We start from the raw sequence: 22092 nt of genomic DNA on the forward strand, positions 1-22092 counted from the left end.
ATCAGCTCTTCTCCTTCTTGGCGCCGTAGCGGCTGCGGGCCTGCTTGCGGTTCTTCACACCCTGGGTGTCCAGCGAGCCACGGATGATCTTGTAGCGCACACCCGGAAGGTCCTTCACACGACCGCCGCGCACGAGCACCATCGAGTGCTCCTGCAGGTTGTGGCCTTCACCGGGGATGTACGCCGTGACCTCGATCGCGCTGGTCAGGCGAACGCGCGCGACCTTACGCAGCGCGGAGTTCGGCTTCTTGGGGGTGGTGGTGTACACGCGAGTGCACACGCCACGACGCTGCGGGCTCCCCTTGAGGGCCGCAGTCTTGGTCTTGGTGACCTTGTCGCGGCGACCCTTGCGGACCAGCTGGTTGATGGTTGGCATAGACCGGCTTTCCTTATTGGTAATTGCGGTTGCGGAACACGTGTCTTCAGTTCATCGAGCTTTCACCCGCACGTCCGACCGTGTTTCCGTTTACCCGCGGTCGGGCGTGTCGCGCGCAGCTCAGGACCCTTTTTCTGGGCACGCTGGAACGTATCAGCCGCTTTCGCTGGCCTACGTTCACGCACGAACTTGCCCGTAGCAATCCGGGCACAGCGATCCACGATACGCGCCCGCTCGAACCGGGGTCAAAGCGGGGTGCGACGGCAGCGCTGCTACCTGGCCAGATCCAGGGTCAGCTCCACCAATTTCTGCGCGCCGGCGCACGGGTCGGGGTGAGCCGAGCCGGGCCGGTAGTTGATCCACCAACCGATGACGCCGACATCGGCGGCCGGGGCGGTGACTCCACAGGAGTCGTTGTCGCCCGGCCGGCGCACCTGCAACGCCCTGCGGCCCTGCACTGTGATGTCACCGGTGAGATAGCCCAGCTTGTCGTTGGTGGTCTTCTCGTTGTTCAGCGTACCCATCTCGTACCAGTTGAGGGTGGCCATGGCCGCCCCACCAGGAGCGTCCTCGATGTCCCACATGCACACCGCGCCGCTGAACGAAGTCTGCACCATCCGGGCGTTACCGACGATCTCACCGATCTTGTCGACGGCCACCACATCGCATTCGCGCAGGAGCTTGTCGAAATCGGTGTTGATGGATCCGTCGCCGCCGCCGCTGCCCACCGGCTGGGCGTTGCCGTCGACCTTGTCGCCGCAACCGGCCAGCACGGCGGTGAGTGCGAGGGCGGCCGCGGCGATCCTGATCGCGCTCATTTCAGTCGTCCCACGGTCAGCTCGGCCAGTTTCCTGGCCCGATCGCACGGGTTGCCACCGACGGCGAATATGCCGGTGGAGATGGACCATTCGAAGAAGTCGTCATCGAGCTGGACCGCGAAATCACACACGGTGCCCTGCGGGTCGAGCGCCTGGAATCCGGGGCGCCCGGCCACGTCGATGGCCTCGGGGCTGCGGCCGACGCTGGACACCCAGGCCTCCTCGCGTTCGATCGGACTGCCACGGTAGGACGCGAATGTCACGCTGGGCGGATACAACCCGGCCGCCTGCCAGTTGCAGCCGGTGGCGTTCTTGAACGCGAGTGAGATCTGCGAAAGACCCGCCAACGAGCGCACCTCGTCGTCGGTGACGTGCCCGCATTCGCCCACGAAGGGGCCGAGCGAGGCGACCTTGGGTGGTGGCCGGTTCGGCCCGGTCGGCGAATCGGAGTCGCTGCCCCCCGATCCGCACGACGACAGCACGACAGCCACAGCCGTGCCGGTGATGATCGCCGAGAGGATCCGCATGCCATGAACTCTAGTGCGTGGGCGGGCGGGCTCACAGGTTGCCGCGGGCCGCCTGCTCCCGTTCGATGGCCTGGAAAAGCGCTTTGAAGTTGCCTTTCCCGAAGCCGAGCGAGCCGTGGCGTTCGATGAGTTCGAAGAACACGGTGGGGCGATCGGCGATCGGGCGGGTGAAGATCTGCAGCAGATAGCCATCTTCGTCGCGGTCGACGAGGATGCCCCGGCGCTGCAGTTCGGCGACCGGAACGCGCACGTGCCCGATGCGCGCGCGCAGTTCGGCGTCCTCGTAATAGGTGTGGGGGGTGGGCAGGAATTCCACACCCTCGGCGCGCAGGGCGTCGACGGTGGCGAGGATGTCACCGGTGGCCAGGGCGATGTGCTGCACACCGGGGCCGCGATAGAACTCCAGGTACTCATCGATCTGAGAACGCTTGCGGCCCACCGCCGGTTCGTTGAGCGGGAACTTCACCCGGTGGTTGCCGTTCGCGACGACCTTGCTCATCAGCGCGGAGTACTCGGTGGCGATGTCGTCGCCGACGAACTCCGCCATGTTCGTGAAACCCATGACGCCGCGGTAGAACTCGACCCAGCGATCCATCATGCCCTGCTCCACATTGCCCACCACATGGTCGATGGCCTGGAACAGGCGCGGCGCCCGCGGCACGCGAGTCGAGGTGCGCGCGACGTAGCCCGGCAGGTACGGGCCCGCGTACCCGCCGCGGTCGACGAGGGTGTGCCTGGTTTCGCCGTAGGTGGCCAGCGCGGCGGAGCGCACCGTGCCGAATTCGTCGCTCTCGTCATGGGGTTCGGTCAGAATCGTGGCTCCGTGGGTGCGCGCCCAGGCGATGCACCGGTCCACGTCGGGTACCTCGAGCGCGATGTCGACCACGCCGTCACCGTGCCGGTCGTGGTGTGCGACGAGCGCACTGTCGGGGACGACCGCGCCTTTGATCACGAATCGCGCTGCGCCACTGCGCAACACGAACGACTTGTGATCACGATTGCCGGTCTCGGGACCGGAATAGGCCTCGAGCCGCATGCCGAACGCGGACTGCAGGAAGTGCGCGCTCTGGGTCGCGTTGCCGACGACCCACACCAGCGCGTCCCAGCCGATCACCGGGAACGGATCGACGCTGTCGTCGTGCTCGATCAGGCCGACGAGCTGCTGCTCAATGGTCATGCTCAAGGAAAACTCGCAACAACCCTGCTGGGCAACCCCGACAGCTGCGCATGGGCAGGATGCCGAAATCAGCCACCCGCGGCCCCCTGGTGATGGACAATTTGAATAGCACCCGAGCCTGGAGGTCTGTCGATGCGAACGCCCGCGAAACTGGACGAACTCGACCTGGCGATCCTGCGCGCCATGCACCAGTTCCAGAAAGCCGGAATCCTCGAACTGTCACGCCGGACCAAGGTCGCCAGGGCGACGGTGCAGGCCCGGATCAACCGGATGGAGGAATCCGGGGTGATCGCCTCCTACGACCCGGAGATCGACGTCACCGCAGCCGGTTTCGATGTGCAGGCGTTCGTGACCCTCGAGATCGCCCAGGGCGCGCTCGACACCGTGAGTGCCGAACTCTCCTCGATCCCGGGTGTGCTCGAGGCGTATGCGACCACCGGCTCCGGTGACGTGCTGTGCCGTATCGGCGCCGATTCCCACGCCGGGCTCCAAGCCGTGCTGCTCAGCATCGACCGCACCGGTTCGGTGGTGCGCTCGCACAGTGTGATCGTGCTGTCGACGGTGGTCGCGCGCCGAGCCCTGCCCCTGCTACACACCCTGACCCCGACGGGCACCACGAAGGCGCCCGCGTACCGGGATCAGCGCTGAGCAAGCTATCCGGTGCCACCGCACCACCTGCCTGCGCCGCTCGACCCCAGGCGCGCTGCACTCAGTTCCGCACCACTCAGCGTCGCTTGATCACTCAGCGCTACTGCATGGCTGAACGCCTCTGCGCGACCCAGCGCCTCTGCACGACCCAGCGGCGCGACACGACCCAGCGCTGCTACACCGCTCAGCGCTACTGCACCACTCAGCGCAGCTGCACGACCACCTTGCCCGTGGCGGTCCGGTTGTCCAGCGCGGCGACGGCTTCGGCGGTCCGCTCCAGCGGGTACAGCACCGGGTCGGGCGCGGTGATCGCACCGGAGGCGAGCAGCGGTTCGATCTCGGCCCACTGCTCGGCCAGGTAGCCGGGGTCGCGCATCACCCATTCACCCCAGGCGGCACCGACGACCTCGACGTTGTTGAGCAACAGCCGATTCACCTTCACCGTGGGGATCTCCCCCGCGGTGAACCCCACGACCAGCAGGCGACCGCCGCCGGCCAGCGAGCGGATGCTGTCGGTGAAACGGTCGCCACCGACCGGGTCGAGGACGATGTCAACACCGCGACCGTCGGTGAGTTCCTTCACCGCGGCCAACCAACCCTCGGTGAGCACCACATCGGTGGCGCCGTTGGCCTTGGCCACCTGCGCCTTCGCCTCGGTACTCACCACCGCGATCACCCGGCCCGCGCCCAGCGCCTTGGCCATCCGCAACGTGGAGGTACCGACACCACCCGCGGCGCCGTGCACCAGCACGGTCTCCCCCGCCTTCAGCCGACCGCGTGTGGTCAGGCAGAAGTGCACGGTGAGATCGTTGAACAGGATGCCGGCGCCGGCTTCGAGCGAGACATTGTCAGGGAGTTCGAACACCGCGTGCTCGGGTGCCACCGCCACCTCGGCGACACCGTTGCCCAGCATGGTCAGGGCCGCCACCCGGGCGCCGGGGCGCAGCGCGGAATCCGCGGGCGCTTCGCGCACCACCCCGGCCACCTCGCCGCCGACGACGAACGGCAGACCCGGCTTCATCTGGTACAGACCGCGCGTCATCAGCACATCGGGAAAGGCGATGCCCGCGGCGTGCACGTCGATCAGCACACCACCGGGGTAGGTCACCGGCTCGGGCAGTTCGACGACCTCGATCGCCGATGGCCCCTCCAACTTGCCTACCTGGGCTGCACGCATCTGGAACACCTTTCTCCGCTGACACCACTCACCGCGAACATATCCCGGTATCGGGGTCAGCGGTGGGCGAATTCGGTCACCGGCTCGCTGGCGAGCACCGCGCCGCCCTGGGTGATCGTCAACCCGGCTGAACTGATCTGGTACTGCGTGCCGTCGGTGGGGTTGGTCGCCGTGAACGCGCCCGCGCCGTTGGGCACCGGATCATCGAGCTCGATCCGGGCGCCGTCGCTGGCGCGCGCCCCCTTGTAGTAGTAGCGACCGACTCCGGTGTGGCAGATGACCACTCGCGACGCGGTGGTGCGCGCGATCGTCATCGCGGCGTCGTTGTCGTTGCAGCGCGGACCGCCCGTGTAGAAGCCCTGTCCGTCGGCGCCGGAAACGGTGGACTGCAGCGGCGGCACGGTGGTCGGGGTGGCCGCCTGTTCGGTGGCCGGGTAGACGGCGGGTGCCGTACTCGGCGGCACGACAGCGGTCGGTACTTCCTGGCTGACCGTCACCACGACCGGTGGCGGCACGATACTCGGTCCCAGCGGCGGCGAATGCGCCACCTCCTGCCGGGAACCATTGATGCTCAACATGATCCACACCGCCGCACCCACCACGGCGATCACGATCAGCGCACCGAGCGCACCGGCCAGGACCGGAGTCGACGAAGAACGCTTCGACAGTGCGGGCGCCGACGGGTGGGGGTAGCCGGGACCCGACGGCGGTTGCGGGCCGGTCACCCGCGCGGTTGCACCCGCCGCCGGCCGCGTCGCGTCGACGCGCGGGTGCTGCGGGCCCGTCACCCGCGCCGTCTTACTCATCACCGGCCGGGCCGCCGCGGGAGGCTGCGGTGGCCCGCTCACCCGTGCCTGCCTGCCGCCCACAGCCCCCGGTTCAGCCGACTGCGACCTGTTTCCGGTCTGCGATCCCACCGCCGGAAACCCCGGTGGATACGAGCCCGTCCCCCCCGCCGCGCCCGGGGCAGCGGGTGACGGGCCTGCGTTCGACTGGTGCGAACTGGACTCCGGTCCCACGGCAGGAGATTCGGCGGAGTTGTGTGGACCGGTCTCCCGGGTCTGCTGACCGGTGGCCGGCCGGTCCGGGGGCGTGATGACGGGGGCCGGGGTGACGCGGGGGCCGGGGACCGTGGCGGGGGCATCGCGTTCGGCCTGGGTCAGGGCCGCTCTGGCCGCGCGGGCCAGAGCGGTGGGCGAGAGGTAGCGCTGTGCGGGGTCCTTGGCCATGCCGCGCTCGACGACCGCGTCGAAGGCGCTCAGGGCGGGGTCGGCGGCGCCGGGGCGCGGTGGGGGCGCCATCTGGTGGGAACCGATCGCGCCGGCGAGGCTGTGCACCGGGAACGGCACCCGCCCCACCAGTGCTTCATAGAGCACACAGGTGAGCGCGTAGGTGTCCACAGCCGGGGTCATCGGCACGTCGGTGAACCGTTCCGGCGCCATGTAGGCCATCGAGCCGACCGCACTGCCCGCGCTGGTGAGCTGCGGATCGGAGGCGACGTGGGCGATGCCGAAGTCGACGAGGTAGGCGAACAGGTTCGCGGTGAGCAGGATGTTGGCCGGTTTCACGTCACGGTGGACCAGGCCCACCGCGTGGGCGGCGTCGAGCGCGGCGGCGATCTGCTCGACCACCTGCACCGTCTCGCCGGGAGTGAGCCTGCCGTGGTGTTGCAGCCGTTCCTTGAGGTCGGCGCCACGCACCAGGCGCATGTCGATGTAGAGCACCCCGTCGACCTCGCCCCAGTCGTGCACCGGGATGACATGCGGTTCCTGCACACGCGCCATCGCCTGGGATTCGCGCCGGAAGCGCTGCACGTAGACGGGGTCGGTGGCCAGCTCGCGGTTGAGCATCTTGAGCGCCACGACACGGTCTTTGGAGGTGTCGAGGGCCTCGTAAACCTCTCCCATACCGCCGACTCCGAGGAGCCGACGCAATTCATAGCGCCCGAACGTCGCGCCAGACATCGCTGCGCCGGCCATTCCTGCAGGCTACCGGCCGGTGAGGGCGCTGTCATGTGCGCCGGGTACCGCTGGTCACGGCTCGAGGTGAGGGTATGAGCCCCGACCCGTAAAGTCGTGTGCAGAACTACGCAAGAAGTCGCGGTTCACACTGATGTGGACCGCGCAAGGAGCACACGTGTCACTCGATCAGCCATTGGCCCCGCTTCCCCAGGAGGGCACGGGTTTCGCCACGGCGTGGCCCGTCCGGGCCGGCGATGTGGACCCGTACCGCCGGCTGCGCTTCGACGGCGTGGCCCGGTATCTGCAGGACATCGCCTACGACGAACTGCACCAGACCGACCTGCACCGCACCGACCCCACCTGGATCGTGCGGCGCACCGTCATCGATGTGGTGCGGCCCGTCGTCTGGCCCGATCACGTCCACCTCACGCGCTGGTGCGCGAGCATGTCGACCCGGTGGACGAACATGCGGGTGCGCATCACCAGCGAGGGCGGCGGTCTGATCGAGACCGAGGGTTTCTGGATCAATCTCAGCGAGTCGAGCAACCTCCCCGCCCGGATCAGCGATGACGGGCTGGCGTACCTGGCCCGTTCGACCGACGAGCACCGGCTGCGCTGGCGGCCCTATCTCACCGACCCTGCGCCCCGCGAATCCGACACCGATGTGCCGTTCCCCGTGCGCGCCACCGACATCGACCAGTTCAACCACGTGAACAACGCCTGCTACTGGCAGGCGGTGGAGCAGTTCCTGGTCGACTATCCGAAGTTGCTGGCCGCGCCGCACCGCGCGGTGATCGAGTATGTGGCGCCGGTGCTGGCCCGCGAGCACATCACGGTGCGCGCCCGCTACGAACCCGGCGATGTGGCGGGGCGACCGGTGCTGCGGTTGTGGTTCGTGGTCGGCGGGATCACCACGACCGTCGTGCGGGTCATGCCGCTGCCGCAATAGCCCCGGCCCCCGCGTGGGGACCGGGGCGGTGCGCTAGCTCTTGGCGGCTTTGAGCAGGTCGGCGCGGGTGGTGAATTTGACCCGCGGTCGTCCGGCGGCCTTACCGGCGGCCTTCTCGGCCTGGTCGATCGCCTTCCAGCCCGCCCGGTCGACCAGGTCGGGCTGCCGTTCGGCGAGCAGCGCCCGCAGTGCGGCCCGGTCACCGGCGGGTGTGGTGAGCTTGCCCGCGATGAAGTCGGCGATCAGCGCCTCCACGGTCTCCTCGGCGTCGACCCGGTTGGACCCGATCACCCCGCGCGGGCCCCGCTTGATCCAGCCCGAGACATAGACCCCGGGCAGCGGCGCGGTCCCGTCGATCACCCGGCCGTGTTCGCTGGGCACGGTGCCGCGGCGCTCGTCGAAGGGCAGACCGGCCACGGGCACGCCGCGATAACCGATCGAGCGCAGGATCAGGCCGGTGTCGATGGTTTCGGTGCGGTCGGTGGCGGTGGCCACCAGTTGCCCGTTGTCCTCGGTCAATTCGTTGTGCGCGAATTCGACCGAGGTGACGTGGTCGTCGCCGTGGACGGCGGTCGGGGTCGCCAGGTAGCGGAAGACGATGCGCTTGTGCGCCGGGTCGCGTGGGGCGTCCGCGTATTCCCGGGCGAGCTCGTACTTCAGGCGCAGCGACGGTTCGATGTTCGGGTCGTCGAGGACCGCGCGGCTGTGCGGGTCCAGTTCCAGGTCGGCGGGGTCGACGATCACGTCCACGCCCTTGCAGTTGGTGAGCGCCAGGAACTCCGGTGAGCTGTAGGCGGCCTGCAACGGCCCGCGCCGACCCAGGATGACCACCTCGCGAATGGCGCTGCGGCGCAGGGCGTCGAGTGCGTGATCGGCGATATCGGTGGTGGCCAGCTCGTCGGGATCGGTGGTGAGCACCCGGGCGACATCGAGCGCGACGTTGCCGTTGCCGACGATCACCGCCCGCTCACCGGACAGGTCGAAGGTGCGGTCGGCGAAGTCGGGGTGACCGTTGTACCAGGCGACGAACTCGGTCGCCGAATGGCTGCCGGGCAGGTCCTCACCGGGCACGCCGAGTTGCCGGTCGCTGGACGCACCGACCGCGTAGATCACCGCGTGGTGATGGTCGAGCAGCTCCTGATGATCGATGTGGGCACCGATCTCCACATTCAGGTAGTACTGCAGGTTGTCACGGCGGAAAGCCGAATCGAACATGGTGGCCACGCCTTTGGTGCCCGCGTGATCGGGGGCGACTCCGGCGCGCACCAGGCCCCACGGGGTGGGCACCCGGTCGAACATCTCGACCTCGACGTCGCTGCGCCGCAACAGCTCGTCGGCGGCGTAGCAGGCGGCCGGCCCGGCGCCCACGATCGCGACGCGCAGGGTGCCCAGGTCCTTGGGCGGGCGGACCGGGGTGGCCAGCGGGTCGAAGTTCGTCTCCAGTGGGTGGCGCTGGAAGTAGGCGGCGTTGATCTCGCGGTACCTGCCCAGCGAGGCGAGCAGGTCGTCCTCGGAGAAGATGGCGTCCACCGGACACGCGTCGACGCAGGCTCCGCAGTCGATGCAGGTGTCGGGGTCGATGTACAGCATTTCCGCCGTCGCGAACTCCGGTTGATCCGGAGTCGGGCGGATGCAGTCGACCGGGCACTCGGTGACGCAGCTGGCGTCGTTGCAACAACGCTGCGTAATGACGTAGGCCATAGGTGCAGATCCTCGAAATGTGTGGTCGGTGGCTCGAGCCGTCGCCGCGGTGGGTGACGCAGCTTTCAGTGTGCCTCGAGTGTGACAGTCACCTCACCGCTCCCCGCCATTACGGTGGTCTCATGGCGCCCACCCTGATCCTGATGCGGCACGGAAAATCGGCCTATCCCGACGATGTCGACGACCACGAGCGCCCGCTGGCGCCCCGCGGGGAACGCGAAGCGGCCCTGGCCGGCGACTGGTTGCGCACGACCCAGCCCCCGATCGACGCGGTGTACTGCTCCACCGCGCAACGCACCAGGCAGACCCTCGCCGCCACCGGCATCACCGCACCGGTCCAGTACTGTCCCGAGATCTACGGCGCGAATCCGCACGCCCTGATCGAACTGGTACAGCTCACCGACGACGCGATCTCGACCCTGCTCGTGGTCGGCCACGCCCCCGGAATGCCATGGACCTCTTGGGAACTGGCAGCCAACCGGGAGTCCGATCAGGCCACCGAACTGAGCCGCAAATTCCCCACCTCGGCGTTGGCGGTGCTCGAATTCGACCGGCCCTGGGCACAGGTCGAGCCCGGAGTGGGCGAACTGACGCACTTCCACATCCCGCGCTGAGACGCGCTCACTTCAGTAGCTTGCCGCCGATCACGATGCCTACCCCCAGCAGGGCGAGGAGCACGAAGGCGACGAATCCGTTCGTCAGCCACCAGACCACGCCGAGCACCAGTACCACCGGAGCCACCGCAATCGCGGTGATCACCGGGCTCTCCTTGACCGTTTCCCAGGCCGAACGGGCCCTGAGCCGGTCGATCTCCTTAGCCATGTGATCCACACTACGTTCGTTTCGGCTGCCGATGCCATGGCGGCTGCTCGCCCGATCCGCAAAAATCGGTCTTGCTTGGAGTGCACTCCAGGTGGATAGCGTCGACGGTGTTCCACGGGAAGGGACGAGCACGATGGATCGACAGTGGGCCCCGAGCGATGACCGGGACGCCGAACGCGAACGCCCGAAGTATTCGATCGGTGAGGTCGCCGAGCGTTCGGGCCTGTCCCGCGACACGCTGCGCTGGTACGAGCGGATCGGGCTGATGGGCTACATCGGCCGTGATCACACCGGCAACCGGCGCTTCTGCGACCGCGACCTGGATTGGCTGGCGCTGATCGGACGACTGCGGCTCACCGGCATGCCGGTGGCCGACATGGTCCGCTATGCCGAACTGGTGCGGGCAGGCGAACAGACCTACCCGGACCGGCTGGCGATGTTTCGCCGGACCCGGACCGACGTGCTCGACAAGATCGCGGAACTACAGCAGACCGTGGCCGTACTCGACTACAAGATCGCCGTCTACGAGGGCAGATCCGAGCCGGCCACGTCCACCGCGCATACGAGCGAAGGAATCGACACATGAGCACCACCGCGACCCTGCCCACCGTCAACCTCGGCACCGACGGGCTCCCGGTCGGCGTCCAGGGCCTGGGCTGCATGGGCATCAGCGAGTTCTACGGTGAGACCGACCTGGCCGAATCCCGGGCCACGCTCGAGCATGCCCTCGAACTGGGCGTCACCATGTTCGACACCGCCGACATGTACGGCGCGGGCCACAACGAGGAGTTCCTCGCCGATTTCGTTCGGGCACACCGCGCAAACCTGGTGATCGCCACCAAATTCGGCATCGTCCGCGATCCCGGCGACCCGGCCCGGCGCGGTGTCGACAACTCCCCCGAATACCTGCGTGCCGCTGTGGATGCCAGCCTGCGCCGGCTCGGCGTCGACACCATCGACCTGTACTACATGCACCGGCGTGACCCGGCCGTACCGATCGAGGACACCGTGGCCGCGATGGCCGAACTCGTCGACGCGGGCAAGGTGCGCGCGCTCGGGCTCTCGGAAGTGACCGGCGACGAACTGCGCGCCGCGCACGCGGTGCATCCCATCGCGGCCGTGCAGTCGGAGTGGTCGCTGTTCTCCCGCGATGTGGAGCGCACCGCCGTGCCCGCCGCGGCCGAACTCGGCGTGGCGTTCGTGCCGTACTCGCCGCTGGGCCGTGGCTTCCTGACCGGCGCCTTCCGCACCGCGACGGAATTGGGCGACAAGGACTTCCGCCAGCACATGCCCCGCTTCACCGGCGACAACGCCGAACGCAACGCCGAGTTGCTCGCCCCGCTGGCCACGATCGCCACCGCACACGGGATCTCCCTGGCTCAGGCCGCGCTCGCCTGGGTGCACGCGCGCGCCCAGGTGCACGGCCTCGCGGTGGTGCCGATTCCGGGCACGCGAAAGCGCACCCGGTTGGCCGAGAACGTCGCGGCGGCCACGGTGCGGCTCACCGTGGAAGAGCTGGCGGCGCTCGAACCCATCGCCGAGCAGGTGGCCGGGCCACGGTACGCGGACATGTCCTTCACCTCCGCCGGGCGGGAATAGCGGCCACGGCGCCGCGGTCCGCGCGACCGCGGCGCCGGCAGCGCGCCGTGCACCCCGGCTCGCCGCGCTCGAGCAAACCCGAGGCCACCGACCCGCCGCGCTCGAGCAAACCCGAGGCCACCGGTTCGCCGCGCGCGAGGAAGACCCGGGCCACGGCGCTCGGCGTCTACCATCGCGGGAGTGCGCCGAGCGCGGACGGAATACGCCGGACGCGGCACCGGTGCGGAAGGAGCGCAAGCAGATGACCGAGGCCACCGAACCGCAACGTCACGTTGTGCGCAACGACGACAAGAGCCGCTACGACGTGTTCCTCGACAACGAGCTCGCCGGCTTCGCCGAATATGTCGAGGTCGGCAACGACAGCGATTTCGTGCACACCGAGATCGACGACGCCTTCGCCGGGAAGGGCCTGGGCAGTGTGCTGGCCCGGTTCGCGATCGAAGACGTGATCGCGCGCGGTCGCACCATCACCGCGCACTGCCCGTTCATCCGCGGCTACCTCGACAAGCACCCCGAATACGACGCGCATGTGGTGGGCAAGGGCATCGCGCGATGAGCGACCTGGAGGCCCATCCCACCGAGGTGGTGTGTGAGCCGTCGCCGAGCCCCGGACCGATCACCGAGCGCTACCCGGCCAGGGAGGTCCCCCTCGGCGGGGTGCGCGGAGTGTACGTGGAACGCACCCTGCCCCAACGTGATCTGCCGACCGTCGGCGCATGGTGTTTCCTCGACCGGTTCGGTTCGCCGACTGTCACCACCACCGGGGCCTCCCCCGATATCTACCCGCATCCGCACATCGGGTTGCAGACGGTGACCTGGCCCTTCGACGGACGTATCCGGCATCGCGATTCGGTGGGCTCCGATGTCGAGATCGAACCTGGTCAGCTGAACCTGATGACCTCCGGTCGCGGCATCGCCCACTCGGAGTTCGGGGTCCCCGGCGCGCCCGCGGGCAGTGGACTGCAGTTGTGGATCGCGCTACCCGACCACGCGACCGGGGTGGACCCGCACTTCGAGCAGCATCGCGCATTGCCCGTCTACGCGGAGCCGGGGCTGCGCGCCACCGTGCTGATCGGGTCGCTGGGCGGTGTGACCTCGCCTGCCATGGCGTACACCCCGATCGTCGGCGCCGACATCGTGCTCGACCCGGGTGCACGGGTGCGGTTACCGCTCGAGCGGGCCTTCGAGCACGCCGTTCTGGTGGTCGAGGGGACCGTCGAGATCGACGGCGAGGAACTGTCGCCGGGGCCGCTGCTGTACCTGGGCACCGACCGCGCCGAGATCGAGCTGCGCAGTGCGGGCCGCGCCCAGTTCGCGCTGCTCGGCGGCGAACCGTTCACCGAGGAACTGGTGATGTGGTGGAACTTCGTCGGGCGTAGTCACGAGGACATCGTCGCGGCGCGCGAGGCGTGGGAAGCCCACGACACCAACTGGTTTCCCGATGTCGCCGGGCATTCGCCCGATCAACGGATCCCCGCACCGCCATTGCCGCCGTTGCGCCTGAAGCCACGCAAACGAGCCACCGGCTGTTCGCACGGCTGACCCGTGCAGTTCCTCTCCGCCTCGGTGCCGAACCGCGCTCACCCGTGCGGTACCGGTGGCCGCTGCCAGTGCCGCGGCGGTGCGGCACCGCCGCACGACGGTGCCGCACCGGGCGTGTTCAGCGAGTTTCGGCCAGTAGCGCGTCGAGTGCGCGGTAGCTCTCGTTGAGACCGCCCTCCATACCCGATTCGAGCATGCCCGCGCATTCCTGGGCCGTGTGGAAGATGCTGTCGGTGAGGACGCGAGTGCGGTTGTCACCGAGGTCGACGAAGGTAGTGGTGTCGATCGCGATGTGGGCGGGCATTCCGTCCCATTCGAAGGACTGCACGATGCGTTCCCGCGGGACGATCTCCCGGAACCGGCCCTCGAAACCGTAGGCTTGGTCGCCCTCGTGTTCGACGAAACGCCAATGCCCGCCCTTGCGGAACTCCCAGCGTTCGATGTCGACCACATGCCCGCGCCCCCACCAGCGCGAGAGCTGCTCGATGCGGCTGTAGGCGTCCCACACCCGCTCGATCGGTGCGTCGAAATCGCGTTCGATGTGGACTTCACGGTCGGAAGTGGTGGTGACGACCGCGTCGTTGGTGGTGGTGCTCATTGCTCTGGCTCCGTTCGTCGCAGGAATTCGCCGAGACGGTCCATCCGGGCTTCCAGCATCTGCCGATAACTCTGCATCCAGGCCACCTCCCGATCGAAGACGTGCTCGTCGATCCGGCAATACCGGACCCGCCCACGCTTCTCGGTGACCACCATGCCCGCGTCCTCGAGCAAGTTGATGTGCTTGGAGATGCCGGTCAAGGTCATCTCGAACCGCTCGGCCAACTCACTGACGCTCGCGGGCCCACGCCCGAGCCGCTCGAGAATGCCCCGCCGAGTGGGGTCCGCGAGCGCCCCGAACGAGGCATCCAGGAAGTCATACTGAACCATCTAGTTCAGTATTGCGCGGGAGCAGTGTCGCCGTCAATAGCTGAGCGACACGAGCACAACTACCGTCGGCGCGCCCATCAACTTCCCTGCCCACGCAAGCCCGTCCGCTGCTCGCCCGCGCCGTGCGAACCGCCGACCTGGAGAAGGTGCAGCGCAGGCGAATGCTGCCCGCCGGCTTCACGCAGCGGTCCCAGCGCGGCGAACACGAGATGCTCATCGCGCCCTCGCTGCGCGGCACACTCCGCACCGCCCCGCTGCCGTTGCGCGTCATCGATGCCGTGCCGGGCCTGGCCGGGCTAACCGCCTACCTCGGCGGTATCGGCATCCGGCCCGAGCGCGCACCGGAATTCGCGCGCCGTGGGCGGCCCGCGGACTCCGCCGGACTTTCCGAAACCGCCAGCAGCGGTTAGGTTTGCCCCGGTGATCGGGCGGAAATCGCCCGGATGAGGTCGAGCAGGAGGCTTGCGGGATGAGGATCGGCACTGTGGTCGGGGCGGCGTTGCTGGCGGTGGGAGTGGCGTTGGCGTCGACCGGGATCGGACATGCCGAACCGGCGGTCGAGCAGGAACCGGCCGCGCTCGCGCTGCGAGGCATCGACGCGGGCGTGAACTACCAGGTGAAAGCCACCGAGGATCGGCGCGCGGTGGAGGCCACCCTCGACGCCGGTCGGTTCGAGCTGCTGCACGACGCGAAAGTCGTTGCCGTCACCGATGATTCCGGTGCGGTGATCGCGGCGCTGCCGATGATGGTTCGGGTCGACGAACACGCGGTGCCGCTCACCCCGACGATCGATGCCGACGGCTCGCGCCTGACCCTCGCCCCGGTCAACGAAACCGCGGAGCCGGTACGCGACGTCAGCACCCAGGAACGCTTCTTCGCCGAAACCCAGCGCCTGCAACCGCAGATCATTCAGGGCGCCGCGATCGGCGCTGTCATCGGGTTCGTCCTCGGGTTCCCGCTCGGCCTGTTCGTCCTGGACTTCATCACCGTCCCCGCCGCCACCGTGGCCGGCGCGGCGATCGGCGCGTTCGCCGGGTACGCGATCGCCGGTGGCCAGCCGGCGATCGACACCGCCCTGGCCTACGTCACCGGGGCGCCCTGAGCGCACACACTGAATCCGTGCGCCCGAGCCTCGATCGCCGTCGCCACCCTCGGCTACCGTTGAGACCACAAGCTCCGCGCTGACCGGCGGCGCACGTTGTGAGTGGGTGGTGAAAGACGTGTTCGACCCGCTGGCCGATATCGAACGAGCCCTGGCCGCGCAGGCCGGATGGACGTGGTTCGACGACTATCTGCTCTACACGTGCGGGATCGTCGAGTCGATGACGGCCGGTCGCGGCGCGCAGATCCGGTCCAATCCGACGCGGGTGCGGCTCGAACCCGGTGAGATCTGCTTCGCCGACGGTGGCGTCCGGTGGTTCACCTGGCGTGGGATCGTGGCCCACCCCGGGCCCGCCCCACGACACATCCAGATCCGGACCCCACTCGACGCGATCTACCAGTGGGGCGCCGACGTGCAACGCCAGCGGGTCGAGGCCGCCGCGCAACCGCGCTGGGTGGCCGAACCGCCGGGCTCGGCGATGATCTCGAACCGGCGTATCCAACTCGCGAATCCCGGCCGGGCGTTTTCGGTGCGCTGGTCGACGCTGGCCGGCATCGATCTCGTCGCACCCGACCTGGTCGGGTGCCGGTTCCCCGACCACAGCGGCGCCGTACAGCAGCTACAGATCCGAACCTCCTGGGCACCACTGGTTTTCGTTACCGCCGCGCTGCAGCACTTCCCGCACCACCCGCTGCTACGGAACGGGACGTGGTTACCGGCCGGGTTCGAGGACAAGTGCCATCTGGCGGGCAAGAAGTGCCCGAATGTGCGCATCCCGGGCTGAGCCGGCCCGGCAGCGGTCAGCGCCGGCGGGCACGGTAGGCGGCAACGGCATTGCGATTGCCGCAGGCGGTACTGCAATAGCGACGTGAACGGTTGCGTGACAGGTCCAGGACCAAACCCTCACAGACGTCGTCGGCACAGACCGACAGGCGGCTCAGGTCATCGGCGCGGATCACGTCGATCATGGCCATGGCCGTTTCGACCGCGATGCGGACCGGCAGCGCGGCTTCGGGTGGCACGGCGTGGACGTGGTAGTCGACGTCGCCGTGCCGGACCAACTGGGGAACGGCGCGATGTTCGCGCAGGATCTCGTTCACGAGGGTGACCGCGGTGGCACGGTCGCTGGTGAGCAGCCGTCGCAGCGGGCCGCGCAGGGCACGGACGGCGGCGAGTTCGGCATCGTCACCGACGTGCACCCCGGTGTAGTCGTGCCGGCGGTAGAAGTCGGCGAGCTGTGCGGGGTCGGTGAGCGTATCGGGCGCCTCCGCGGAGTTGACCAGCTCGATCGCCGCTACCAGCGCCGCCTGGGTGTCATGAGCGAAAACCACATTGACAGATTACCGCACGCTCCTTACCGTCATTAGCCATGGAGACCTTGACCCATGACGGCGTGTCGAACCGGCTGCGCATCGGACTGCTGTTCGCCCTGGCATCGGCCGCCTCGTTCGGGCTCTCCGGGCCGCTCGCACGCGGACTGATGAACGCCGGGTGGAGCGCGGCCGCAGTGGTCGCCGCCCGCGTACTGCTCGCCGGGGTGGTGCTGCTGCCACTGGCGCTCCCCCAGCTACGCGGCAACTGGAAGCTGTTGCGCGACAACGCCGGCCTCGTCACCGCGTACGGACTCGTGGCTGTCGCGGGCACGCAGCTCGCATACTTCAACGCCGTCGCGCACATGGAGGTCGGCGCGGCGCTGCTGATCGAATACACCGCGCCGATCGTCGTGGTCGGGTGGTTGTGGGTGCGGCATCGTCAACGTCCGGGGGCCGCCACCGTCGCGGGGGCGGCACTGGGCATCACCGGGCTGCTGCTGGTCCTCGATGTCACCTCGGGGATGTCGACCGACCCGGTCGGCGTCGCCTGGGCATTGGGCGCGATGTTCGGCGCCGCCGCCTATTTCGTGCTGTCCGCCCAGGGCGGCGACCTGCCCGGCACCGTTCTCGCCGCAGGCGGACTACTGATCGGCGGGTCCATCCTGCTGCTCGCGGGCGCCATCGGCATCCTGCCGCTGCGTGCCACCACCCAACCCGTCGTCTTCGACGACTTCACCACCACCTGGTGGGTCCCGATCCTGCTCATCGGCATCGTCACCGCCGCCATCGCCTACGTCACCGGCATCGCCGCCACCCGCCGCCTCGGCGCCCGCCTCGCCTCCTTCGTAGCCCTCACCGAAGTCCTGGCCGCCCTCGCCTTCGCCTGGGCCCTACTCGGCGAAGCACCACGGCCGATCCAATTGCTCGGCGGCACTTTGATCCTCATCGGCGTCATCGCCGTACGCCTCGGCGAACCAAAAGTGGGCGCCCTCGGCGACCCCGAAACCCCCGCCGACACACCAACGAGTCACCATGGCCAGCAGCCACGATCGCCCGTAGTGGACACCGACACCGCCCCCCATGCGCCACGGTGATCCAAAACGGGGCCGGGTCTCGTATACTCAGTTTAATACTATCTGATGGTAAGGTCTGAATATGCCATCAGATGCCGTGTGGCCCGCTGTCTCGTGGGAGCCCTACGACTGGGTCCCCACGATTCCAGCGGAACTTCTCTCGCGGCGGGTGCGGGAACGACATCACGGCCCATATCAAGCTGCCGTCGCGCCGACCATCACCGACCGGATTGTTCAACTCCCCACTGATGTTCTGGCCATCGCGGACGCCGCGACCTTCGAAATCGCACGGTTCGACACCACGGTCGGCGCCGACCTCACTCCCTTCGGCGCGATCCTGTTGCGAACCGAGTCCGCGTCGTCGTCCCAGATCGAACACCTGACCTCGGGTGCGAAGGCTGTCGCTCTCGCCGAGATCGGGAACAGTGACCAGCGCAATGCGGTCGAGATCGTCGGCAACGTGCGGGCGATGCGAACCGCGTTGGACATGGACGGCGAGATCGACCGTCGGCTGCTGCTGGAGATGCACGCCGCGCTGATGGTCCACGACCCACAGCACGCGGGCAGGTGGCGAACCCAGCAGGTTTGGATCGGTGGTGACAACGTCGGCCCGCACGGGGCGGCCTTCGTCGCACCACACCACACCCGAGTGCCGAATTCGATCGACGACCTTCTCGCGTTCATCAGACGCGACAACATCCCAGCACTGGCACACACCGCCCTCGCCCATGCGCAATTCGAAACGATCCACCCGTTCATCGACGGCAACGGGCGAACCGGCCGCGCACTGATGCACGCCATGCTGCGCACCAAAGGAGTCACCGAACAGGTGACCGTCCCCATCGCCGCCGGCCTGCTGACCCGGGTCGACGACTACTTCGCCGCCCTCACCGCCTACCGCGCCGGCGACCCGGCGCCGATCGTCGAACAAGTCGCCGAAGCCACTTTCACCGCCCTCGGCAACGCCCGGCTACTCATCGAGGACGTCCACGAAATCCGTGCCCGGTGGGAATCGGTGATCAAGACCAGGCGCGGTTCGACCCCATGGCGACTGATCGACATTGCCCTGCGGCAACCAGTTTTCGACGCAACAACCGCTGCCGAGGCCCTGGGCATCACCGACTCCAACGCTGTACGCGCAATCAACGCACTGGTCGAGGTGGGCGTGCTCACAGAATTCACCGGCCTGCGCCGCAACCGCCTGTGGCAGGCGCGCGAAGTCCTCGACGCCCTCGACGACTTCGCCCGGCGCGCAGGCAAACGCACCAACGGAAACTGATCCTCGTCGGCGTCATCGCCATACGTCTCGGCGAACCGAACCCGGTGCTCTCGGCGACACCGAAACTCCCGCCCACACACCAGGGCCCGCGGTGGCCGACTGGGAACGCCGGCTCGCACCCACCGATCAACGGGCTGCCCATACACCGGGACAGCCTCAGCAGACCGGTATATGGTCAGCCCAGCCGGGTCATGTTACGACCATGACCGTGAAAGACGAAGGGCCGCATGTCCTACCTCCCACCAGCTGACTTCGTCGAGAAAATGGTCGACGCGGGCGAAGCCAAAGCGTTCATGTCCACCCGCGACACCATCATCCGCGCCTTTATGGCCGGCGCGATCCTGGCCCTGTCGGCTGCCTTCGCGGTGACTGTCACGGTGAACACCGGCGAACCGCTACTGGGCGCGGTGCTGTTCCCGGTGGGTTTCTGCATGCTCTATCTGCTCGGATTCGACTTGCTCACCGGAGTTTTCACGCTGGTACCGCTGGCACTGATCGACAAGCGCCGCGGAGTCACCGTCGGCTCGATGTTGCGCAACTGGGGGCTGGTGTTCGTCGGCAACTTCGCCGGTGCATTCACCGTCGCAGTGATGATGGCGATCATCCTCACCATGGGCTTCGCGGTAGACCCCAGCGCCGTCGGTGAAAAACTCGGCGAGATCGGCGAATCCAGAACTCTCGGCTACGCCGAACACGGCGGCGCGGGCATGCTCACCCTGTTCATCCGCGCGGTCCTGTGCAACTGGATGGTGTCGACCGGAGTGGTCGCAGCCATGATGTCGACCTCGGTGTCGGGCAAGGTGATCGCGATGTGGATGCCGATCATGCTGTTCTTCTACATGGGTTTCGAACACTCCATCGTCAACATGTTCCTGTTCCCCTCGGGCCTGCTCCTCGGCGGCGACTTCTCCCTGGGCGACTACCTGATCTGGAACGAAATCCCCACCGTGATCGGCAACCTGGTAGGCGGCCTCACCTTCGTCGGCCTCACCCTCTACGCCACCCACGCCCGCACCGCCCCCTCCCGCCCCCGCCCGGACTCCCATAACTGAGCGAATTCGGCTACGCCCCTGGGACATCTAGCGCACCCCGGCATCGTCAGTTGTCCTGGTACCTTCGTCTCCGATAGACGAGGGGGTGCGTCAATGGAGAGTCTTGATGCGAAGTCCAGTCCGCAGGTGTCGCCCGCGCCGCACTTGTCGGTGCTCACCGGCCTGAGCGTCGGACTCGGTCTCGGCGCACTGACGCTGGGCGTCTACAGCCGGTTTTTCGCCGAATCCAGCAAGATCAGCGACTGGCAGGTGGCTATCGCTGGTGTACCCGAACGGACCGCGCTCACCGCAGCGATCACCAGCGCCGTCGTGGTGGTCGGGTTCGGCATCCTGCTGATCCGGCTGCGGCGAGCACCGCTGCGCCCTGCCGACGAGTTCGGCATCGTGACATGGTTGCTACTGGCGAACATGATCGCGCTGCTCGGGCTGGTCTTCGCCGGACAGCCCTGGGAAGCGACAGCGGTGTGGTCCGAGATCCGGGAGAACTACCCGTTCTCCCCGCGACTACCTATGGCTGACGGGGCATATCTGCTGGCGGCGGCATCGGTCGTGCTGGCGCTGGCCATCTCGTTCGCGCTGCGGAAAATCCCCCACCTGTTGAGTCGCATCGTCGGCGCGGGCATCATCGCGGGACTGATGGTTTCCGTGGCTGTTGGCGTCGGCGCGGCACGGTTGGGGGATGACGCCGCGAACATTGATCGGTCACTGGCGGCGACAGCGGATGCCAGCACAGCACCGGCCGGGATCAGCGATGAGGCGTTCCGCATCACCCTCGACAACGATGACTTCCCGGAACGCGGTAGGCATATCGAGATAGTGTCGACGACAACAGGGTTTATCGTCGGGACGAGGTGGGGCGTCGTCGCCTACCACGGTATGACCGGTCTGCAGCGCTGGCATTATCAGCGAACAGATCAGGGGAATTCGGAGCTGTATCGTCTCGATCACTCGCTGGTCAGCACCGATGACGGCAGGGTGGTTGTCGCTACCTGGCACCGCGCCGGAACTATCGCATTCGACTCGGTAACGGGCGAGCAGCTCTGGTCGTTGCCCAGTTCGGATGTCTACCACGACTTCTCCCCGATCGTGCTTCCCGTTGCCCTGCTGCCCAGAAGTGCGCCGAAGCCACTCTTGCGGGAGCGCCATGCAAGCAACGTGATCGCGGCGTTCGACCCCAGAACCGGACGGCAACTCTGGGTATCCGATACGACGGTTCCTGATTGCGGTGTCAAACAGACCGCGAGTCGGTCCGACGGCATATATGTGGTCCGCGTTTGTGGCGACCGGTCGGCCGGTATCGCACCGTGGCTGCACATCACCGCAATTGACCGCCGGACAGGCGCGACCATCGCAGCAAAGGAAATCGGTCGTGATCCGCGAGCGAATCCGGGCGGGCTGAGCTTCTCCGACTATCGAGTGGTCGCCACGAGCTCAGGTCTCGTGGTCGAAATCCGTCCCGCCAGGTTGGTGAACGATGCACGGGTGTTGATCGTCTCCGCCCCAGACCACCTCGCCGACGCGCAGGTGGTCGCAGTGGAGGGACTGCGACAGGTGAACGCGGCGTCCGACGGCGGCACGGAGCTGGCGATCACCTGGGCACCCCAGTCCGACGACTACCGCTCCCGCCACTACGCCCGCGTACCACGTCTGTTCTCGGGCGCGCCGGCGTCGTTGGGCCCGCCACTGGCCAATACCGGTGCGGTACGAGACCTGACCCCGATGTCGCAATCACCGCCGTTCTTTCTCGCCGATCAGCTCGTGTCACTGGCGAAGGCCGATGCCTCCCGGGCACCGAAAGACGCCAGAATCCACACCTGGGATCGGGCCGGGCGTGAATACGCCTCGATAGACCTTTCCTACGACGGGTACTGGGACGTGGACGACGCCGTCATCATCCCGTCCACAGGATCGGTCCTCGTCGTACTGCGTGACACTGATGCCGGCGAGATCACCGTCATCGGCATCAGATAGCCGATGACATCGTCACCTGGTGGTCGTCTCGAACGACGAACGCCCCGCTCCTGGGCAGGAGCGGGGCGTTCGTTTTCA

Annotated in this window: 25 protein-coding genes; 14 read left to right on the top strand and 11 right to left on the bottom strand. The window is 67.7% G+C overall.

Annotated elements, in window-relative coordinates:
• Position 1: 1 nt before the first annotated feature.
• From rpsL to hppD, 4 genes are all read right to left on the bottom strand, one after another.
• Positions 2–376 (bottom strand): 30S ribosomal protein S12, encoded by a 375-nt coding sequence (rpsL, locus tag ACFO5K_RS16755; protein ID WP_056814220.1) that lies wholly within the window; start codon positions 374–376, stop codon positions 2–4.
• A 272-nt stretch (positions 377–648) separates the two neighbouring features.
• Positions 649–1194, bottom strand: a complete 546-nt coding sequence (locus tag ACFO5K_RS16760; RefSeq protein WP_378562976.1) for a DUF3558 domain-containing protein — start codon at positions 1192–1194, stop codon at positions 649–651.
• Positions 1191–1721 (bottom strand): DUF3558 domain-containing protein, encoded by a 531-nt coding sequence (locus ACFO5K_RS16765; RefSeq protein ID WP_378562979.1) that lies wholly within the window; start codon positions 1719–1721, stop codon positions 1191–1193. The genes ACFO5K_RS16760 and ACFO5K_RS16765 overlap by 4 nt, the downstream gene beginning before the upstream one ends.
• 31 nt (positions 1722–1752) lie before the next feature.
• Positions 1753–2898: a 4-hydroxyphenylpyruvate dioxygenase gene (hppD, locus tag ACFO5K_RS16770; protein WP_378562982.1), complete on the bottom strand. Its 1146-nt coding sequence runs from the start codon at positions 2896–2898 to the stop codon at positions 1753–1755.
• 132 nt (positions 2899–3030) lie between these two features.
• Between hppD and ACFO5K_RS16775 the strand changes: the two genes are divergently transcribed.
• On the top strand, positions 3031–3546 hold the full coding sequence (locus ACFO5K_RS16775) for an Lrp/AsnC family transcriptional regulator (RefSeq protein WP_378562985.1): 516 nt from the start codon (positions 3031–3033) through the stop codon (positions 3544–3546).
• Between the two features lie 202 nt (positions 3547–3748).
• Here ACFO5K_RS16775 and ACFO5K_RS16780 read toward each other — a convergent pair whose 3' ends face one another.
• Together ACFO5K_RS16780 and ACFO5K_RS16785 are read right to left on the bottom strand one after the other, a co-directional pair.
• Positions 3749–4723, bottom strand: coding sequence for an NADPH:quinone oxidoreductase family protein (locus ACFO5K_RS16780; RefSeq protein ID WP_378562987.1), 975 nt, complete (start codon positions 4721–4723; stop codon positions 3749–3751).
• A gap of 56 nt (positions 4724–4779) precedes the next feature.
• Positions 4780–6702, bottom strand: a complete 1923-nt coding sequence (locus ACFO5K_RS16785) for a serine/threonine-protein kinase (protein ID WP_378562990.1) — start codon at positions 6700–6702, stop codon at positions 4780–4782.
• 157 nt (positions 6703–6859) lie between these two features.
• On the opposite strand from ACFO5K_RS16785, the gene ACFO5K_RS16790 reads away from it, so the two are divergent.
• A complete protein-coding gene (locus ACFO5K_RS16790; protein WP_378562992.1) occupies positions 6860–7633 on the top strand; it encodes an acyl-[acyl-carrier-protein] thioesterase in 774 nt (257 codons plus the stop codon).
• Between the two features lie 33 nt (positions 7634–7666).
• Here the strand turns inward: ACFO5K_RS16790 and ACFO5K_RS16795 are convergent, their stop codons facing one another.
• Positions 7667–9334, bottom strand: a complete 1668-nt coding sequence (locus ACFO5K_RS16795; protein WP_378562995.1) for an FAD-dependent oxidoreductase — start codon at positions 9332–9334, stop codon at positions 7667–7669.
• Between the two features lie 122 nt (positions 9335–9456).
• Between ACFO5K_RS16795 and ACFO5K_RS16800 the strand changes: the two genes are divergently transcribed.
• Entirely contained in the window at positions 9457–9948 is a 492-nt protein-coding gene (locus ACFO5K_RS16800) for a SixA phosphatase family protein (RefSeq protein WP_378562997.1), read from the top strand.
• A 7-nt stretch (positions 9949–9955) separates the two neighbouring features.
• Here the strand turns inward: ACFO5K_RS16800 and ACFO5K_RS16805 are convergent, their stop codons facing one another.
• Positions 9956–10156, bottom strand: coding sequence for a hypothetical protein (locus ACFO5K_RS16805; RefSeq protein ID WP_378562999.1), 201 nt, complete (start codon positions 10154–10156; stop codon positions 9956–9958).
• Between the two features lie 133 nt (positions 10157–10289).
• On the opposite strand from ACFO5K_RS16805, the gene ACFO5K_RS16810 reads away from it, so the two are divergent.
• From ACFO5K_RS16810 to ACFO5K_RS16825, 4 genes are all read left to right on the top strand, one after another.
• On the top strand, positions 10290–10742 hold the full coding sequence (locus tag ACFO5K_RS16810; RefSeq protein ID WP_378563001.1) for a MerR family transcriptional regulator: 453 nt from the start codon (positions 10290–10292) through the stop codon (positions 10740–10742).
• Entirely contained in the window at positions 10739–11755 is a 1017-nt protein-coding gene (locus tag ACFO5K_RS16815) for an aldo/keto reductase (RefSeq protein WP_378563004.1), read from the top strand. Before ACFO5K_RS16810 ends, ACFO5K_RS16815 begins: the two co-directional genes overlap by 4 nt.
• A 241-nt stretch (positions 11756–11996) precedes the next feature.
• A complete protein-coding gene (locus ACFO5K_RS16820) occupies positions 11997–12311 on the top strand; it encodes a GNAT family N-acetyltransferase (protein WP_378563006.1) in 315 nt (104 codons plus the stop codon).
• Positions 12308–13297, top strand: coding sequence for a pirin family protein (locus ACFO5K_RS16825; protein ID WP_378563008.1), 990 nt, complete (start codon positions 12308–12310; stop codon positions 13295–13297). The genes ACFO5K_RS16820 and ACFO5K_RS16825 overlap by 4 nt, the downstream gene beginning before the upstream one ends.
• Before the next feature lie 118 nt (positions 13298–13415).
• Here ACFO5K_RS16825 and ACFO5K_RS16830 read toward each other — a convergent pair whose 3' ends face one another.
• Both ACFO5K_RS16830 and ACFO5K_RS16835 read right to left on the bottom strand, forming a co-directional pair.
• A complete protein-coding gene (locus tag ACFO5K_RS16830; protein ID WP_378563011.1) occupies positions 13416–13895 on the bottom strand; it encodes an SRPBCC family protein in 480 nt (159 codons plus the stop codon).
• Positions 13892–14224: an ArsR/SmtB family transcription factor gene (locus tag ACFO5K_RS16835; RefSeq protein WP_378563013.1), complete on the bottom strand. Its 333-nt coding sequence runs from the start codon at positions 14222–14224 to the stop codon at positions 13892–13894. The genes ACFO5K_RS16830 and ACFO5K_RS16835 overlap by 4 nt, the downstream gene beginning before the upstream one ends.
• Positions 14225–14346: 122 nt before the next feature.
• On the opposite strand from ACFO5K_RS16835, the gene ACFO5K_RS16840 reads away from it, so the two are divergent.
• The 3 genes from ACFO5K_RS16840 to ACFO5K_RS16850 all read left to right on the top strand — a co-directional run bounded on the left by ACFO5K_RS16840 (position 14347) and on the right by ACFO5K_RS16850 (position 16110).
• Complete coding sequence (locus ACFO5K_RS16840; protein WP_378563016.1) at positions 14347–14634, top strand: hypothetical protein; 288 nt, start codon at positions 14347–14349, stop codon at positions 14632–14634.
• 59 nt (positions 14635–14693) lie between these two features.
• Complete coding sequence (locus ACFO5K_RS16845) at positions 14694–15326, top strand: hypothetical protein (protein WP_378563018.1); 633 nt, start codon at positions 14694–14696, stop codon at positions 15324–15326.
• A gap of 109 nt (positions 15327–15435) precedes the next feature.
• Entirely contained in the window at positions 15436–16110 is a 675-nt protein-coding gene (locus ACFO5K_RS16850) for a hypothetical protein (protein WP_378563021.1), read from the top strand.
• 16 nt (positions 16111–16126) lie between these two features.
• Here the strand turns inward: ACFO5K_RS16850 and ACFO5K_RS16855 are convergent, their stop codons facing one another.
• Entirely contained in the window at positions 16127–16657 is a 531-nt protein-coding gene (locus tag ACFO5K_RS16855; RefSeq protein WP_378563024.1) for a CGNR zinc finger domain-containing protein, read from the bottom strand.
• Between the two features lie 38 nt (positions 16658–16695).
• Here ACFO5K_RS16855 and ACFO5K_RS16860 point away from each other — a divergent pair, with 38 nt between their 5' ends.
• From ACFO5K_RS16860 to ACFO5K_RS16875, 4 genes are all read left to right on the top strand, one after another.
• Positions 16696–17733 carry an EamA family transporter gene (locus ACFO5K_RS16860; protein ID WP_378563027.1) on the top strand — a complete coding sequence of 346 codons (1038 nt, stop codon included), beginning with the start codon at positions 16696–16698 and terminating at the stop codon, positions 17731–17733.
• A gap of 61 nt (positions 17734–17794) precedes the next feature.
• The gene (locus ACFO5K_RS16865) at positions 17795–18991 is read left to right on the top strand and encodes a Fic family protein (RefSeq protein WP_378563030.1); all 1197 of its coding nucleotides are present in this window, start codon (positions 17795–17797) and stop codon (positions 18989–18991) included.
• A 227-nt stretch (positions 18992–19218) separates the two neighbouring features.
• On the top strand, positions 19219–20043 hold the full coding sequence (locus ACFO5K_RS16870; RefSeq protein ID WP_378563033.1) for a formate/nitrite transporter family protein: 825 nt from the start codon (positions 19219–19221) through the stop codon (positions 20041–20043).
• A gap of 408 nt (positions 20044–20451) precedes the next feature.
• On the top strand, positions 20452–22014 hold the full coding sequence (locus ACFO5K_RS16875; protein WP_378563036.1) for an outer membrane protein assembly factor BamB family protein: 1563 nt from the start codon (positions 20452–20454) through the stop codon (positions 22012–22014).
• The last annotated feature ends 78 nt before the right edge of the window (positions 22015–22092 follow it).

The organism is Nocardia halotolerans (genome assembly GCF_042650145.1).
Taxonomy (GTDB): domain Bacteria; phylum Actinomycetota; class Actinomycetes; order Mycobacteriales; family Mycobacteriaceae; genus Nocardia; species Nocardia halotolerans.

What these genes read in the sequence shown, in the direction of transcription:
- ACFO5K_RS16760 (WP_378562976.1), bottom strand. Translation starts at nt 1,194, where the DNA reads ATGAGCGCGATCAGGATCGCCGCGGCCGCCCTCGCACTCACCGCCGTG.
- hppD (WP_378562982.1), bottom strand. Translation starts at nt 2,898, where the DNA reads ATGACCATTGAGCAGCAGCTCGTCGGCCTGATCGAGCACGACGACAGC.
- ACFO5K_RS16820 (WP_378563006.1), top strand. Translation starts at nt 11,997, where the DNA reads ATGACCGAGGCCACCGAACCGCAACGTCACGTTGTGCGCAACGACGAC.
- ACFO5K_RS16860 (WP_378563027.1), top strand. Translation starts at nt 16,696, where the DNA reads ATGGAGACCTTGACCCATGACGGCGTGTCGAACCGGCTGCGCATCGGA.
- ACFO5K_RS16775 (WP_378562985.1), top strand. Translation starts at nt 3,031, where the DNA reads ATGCGAACGCCCGCGAAACTGGACGAACTCGACCTGGCGATCCTGCGC.
- ACFO5K_RS16870 (WP_378563033.1), top strand. Translation starts at nt 19,219, where the DNA reads ATGTCCTACCTCCCACCAGCTGACTTCGTCGAGAAAATGGTCGACGCG.
- ACFO5K_RS16845 (WP_378563018.1), top strand. Translation starts at nt 14,694, where the DNA reads ATGAGGATCGGCACTGTGGTCGGGGCGGCGTTGCTGGCGGTGGGAGTG.
- ACFO5K_RS16780 (WP_378562987.1), bottom strand. Translation starts at nt 4,723, where the DNA reads ATGCGTGCAGCCCAGGTAGGCAAGTTGGAGGGGCCATCGGCGATCGAG.
- ACFO5K_RS16785 (WP_378562990.1), bottom strand. Translation starts at nt 6,702, where the DNA reads ATGGCCGGCGCAGCGATGTCTGGCGCGACGTTCGGGCGCTATGAATTG.
- ACFO5K_RS16830 (WP_378563011.1), bottom strand. Translation starts at nt 13,895, where the DNA reads ATGAGCACCACCACCAACGACGCGGTCGTCACCACCACTTCCGACCGT.
- ACFO5K_RS16765 (WP_378562979.1), bottom strand. Translation starts at nt 1,721, where the DNA reads ATGCGGATCCTCTCGGCGATCATCACCGGCACGGCTGTGGCTGTCGTG.
- ACFO5K_RS16815 (WP_378563004.1), top strand. Translation starts at nt 10,739, where the DNA reads ATGAGCACCACCGCGACCCTGCCCACCGTCAACCTCGGCACCGACGGG.
- ACFO5K_RS16805 (WP_378562999.1), bottom strand. Translation starts at nt 10,156, where the DNA reads ATGGCTAAGGAGATCGACCGGCTCAGGGCCCGTTCGGCCTGGGAAACG.
- rpsL (WP_056814220.1), bottom strand. Translation starts at nt 376, where the DNA reads ATGCCAACCATCAACCAGCTGGTCCGCAAGGGTCGCCGCGACAAGGTC.
- ACFO5K_RS16810 (WP_378563001.1), top strand. Translation starts at nt 10,290, where the DNA reads ATGGATCGACAGTGGGCCCCGAGCGATGACCGGGACGCCGAACGCGAA.
- ACFO5K_RS16835 (WP_378563013.1), bottom strand. Translation starts at nt 14,224, where the DNA reads ATGGTTCAGTATGACTTCCTGGATGCCTCGTTCGGGGCGCTCGCGGAC.
- ACFO5K_RS16865 (WP_378563030.1), top strand. Translation starts at nt 17,795, where the DNA reads ATGCCATCAGATGCCGTGTGGCCCGCTGTCTCGTGGGAGCCCTACGAC.
- ACFO5K_RS16795 (WP_378562995.1), bottom strand. Translation starts at nt 9,334, where the DNA reads ATGGCCTACGTCATTACGCAGCGTTGTTGCAACGACGCCAGCTGCGTC.
- ACFO5K_RS16875 (WP_378563036.1), top strand. Translation starts at nt 20,452, where the DNA reads ATGATCGCGCTGCTCGGGCTGGTCTTCGCCGGACAGCCCTGGGAAGCG.
- ACFO5K_RS16825 (WP_378563008.1), top strand. Translation starts at nt 12,308, where the DNA reads ATGAGCGACCTGGAGGCCCATCCCACCGAGGTGGTGTGTGAGCCGTCG.
- ACFO5K_RS16800 (WP_378562997.1), top strand. Translation starts at nt 9,457, where the DNA reads ATGGCGCCCACCCTGATCCTGATGCGGCACGGAAAATCGGCCTATCCC.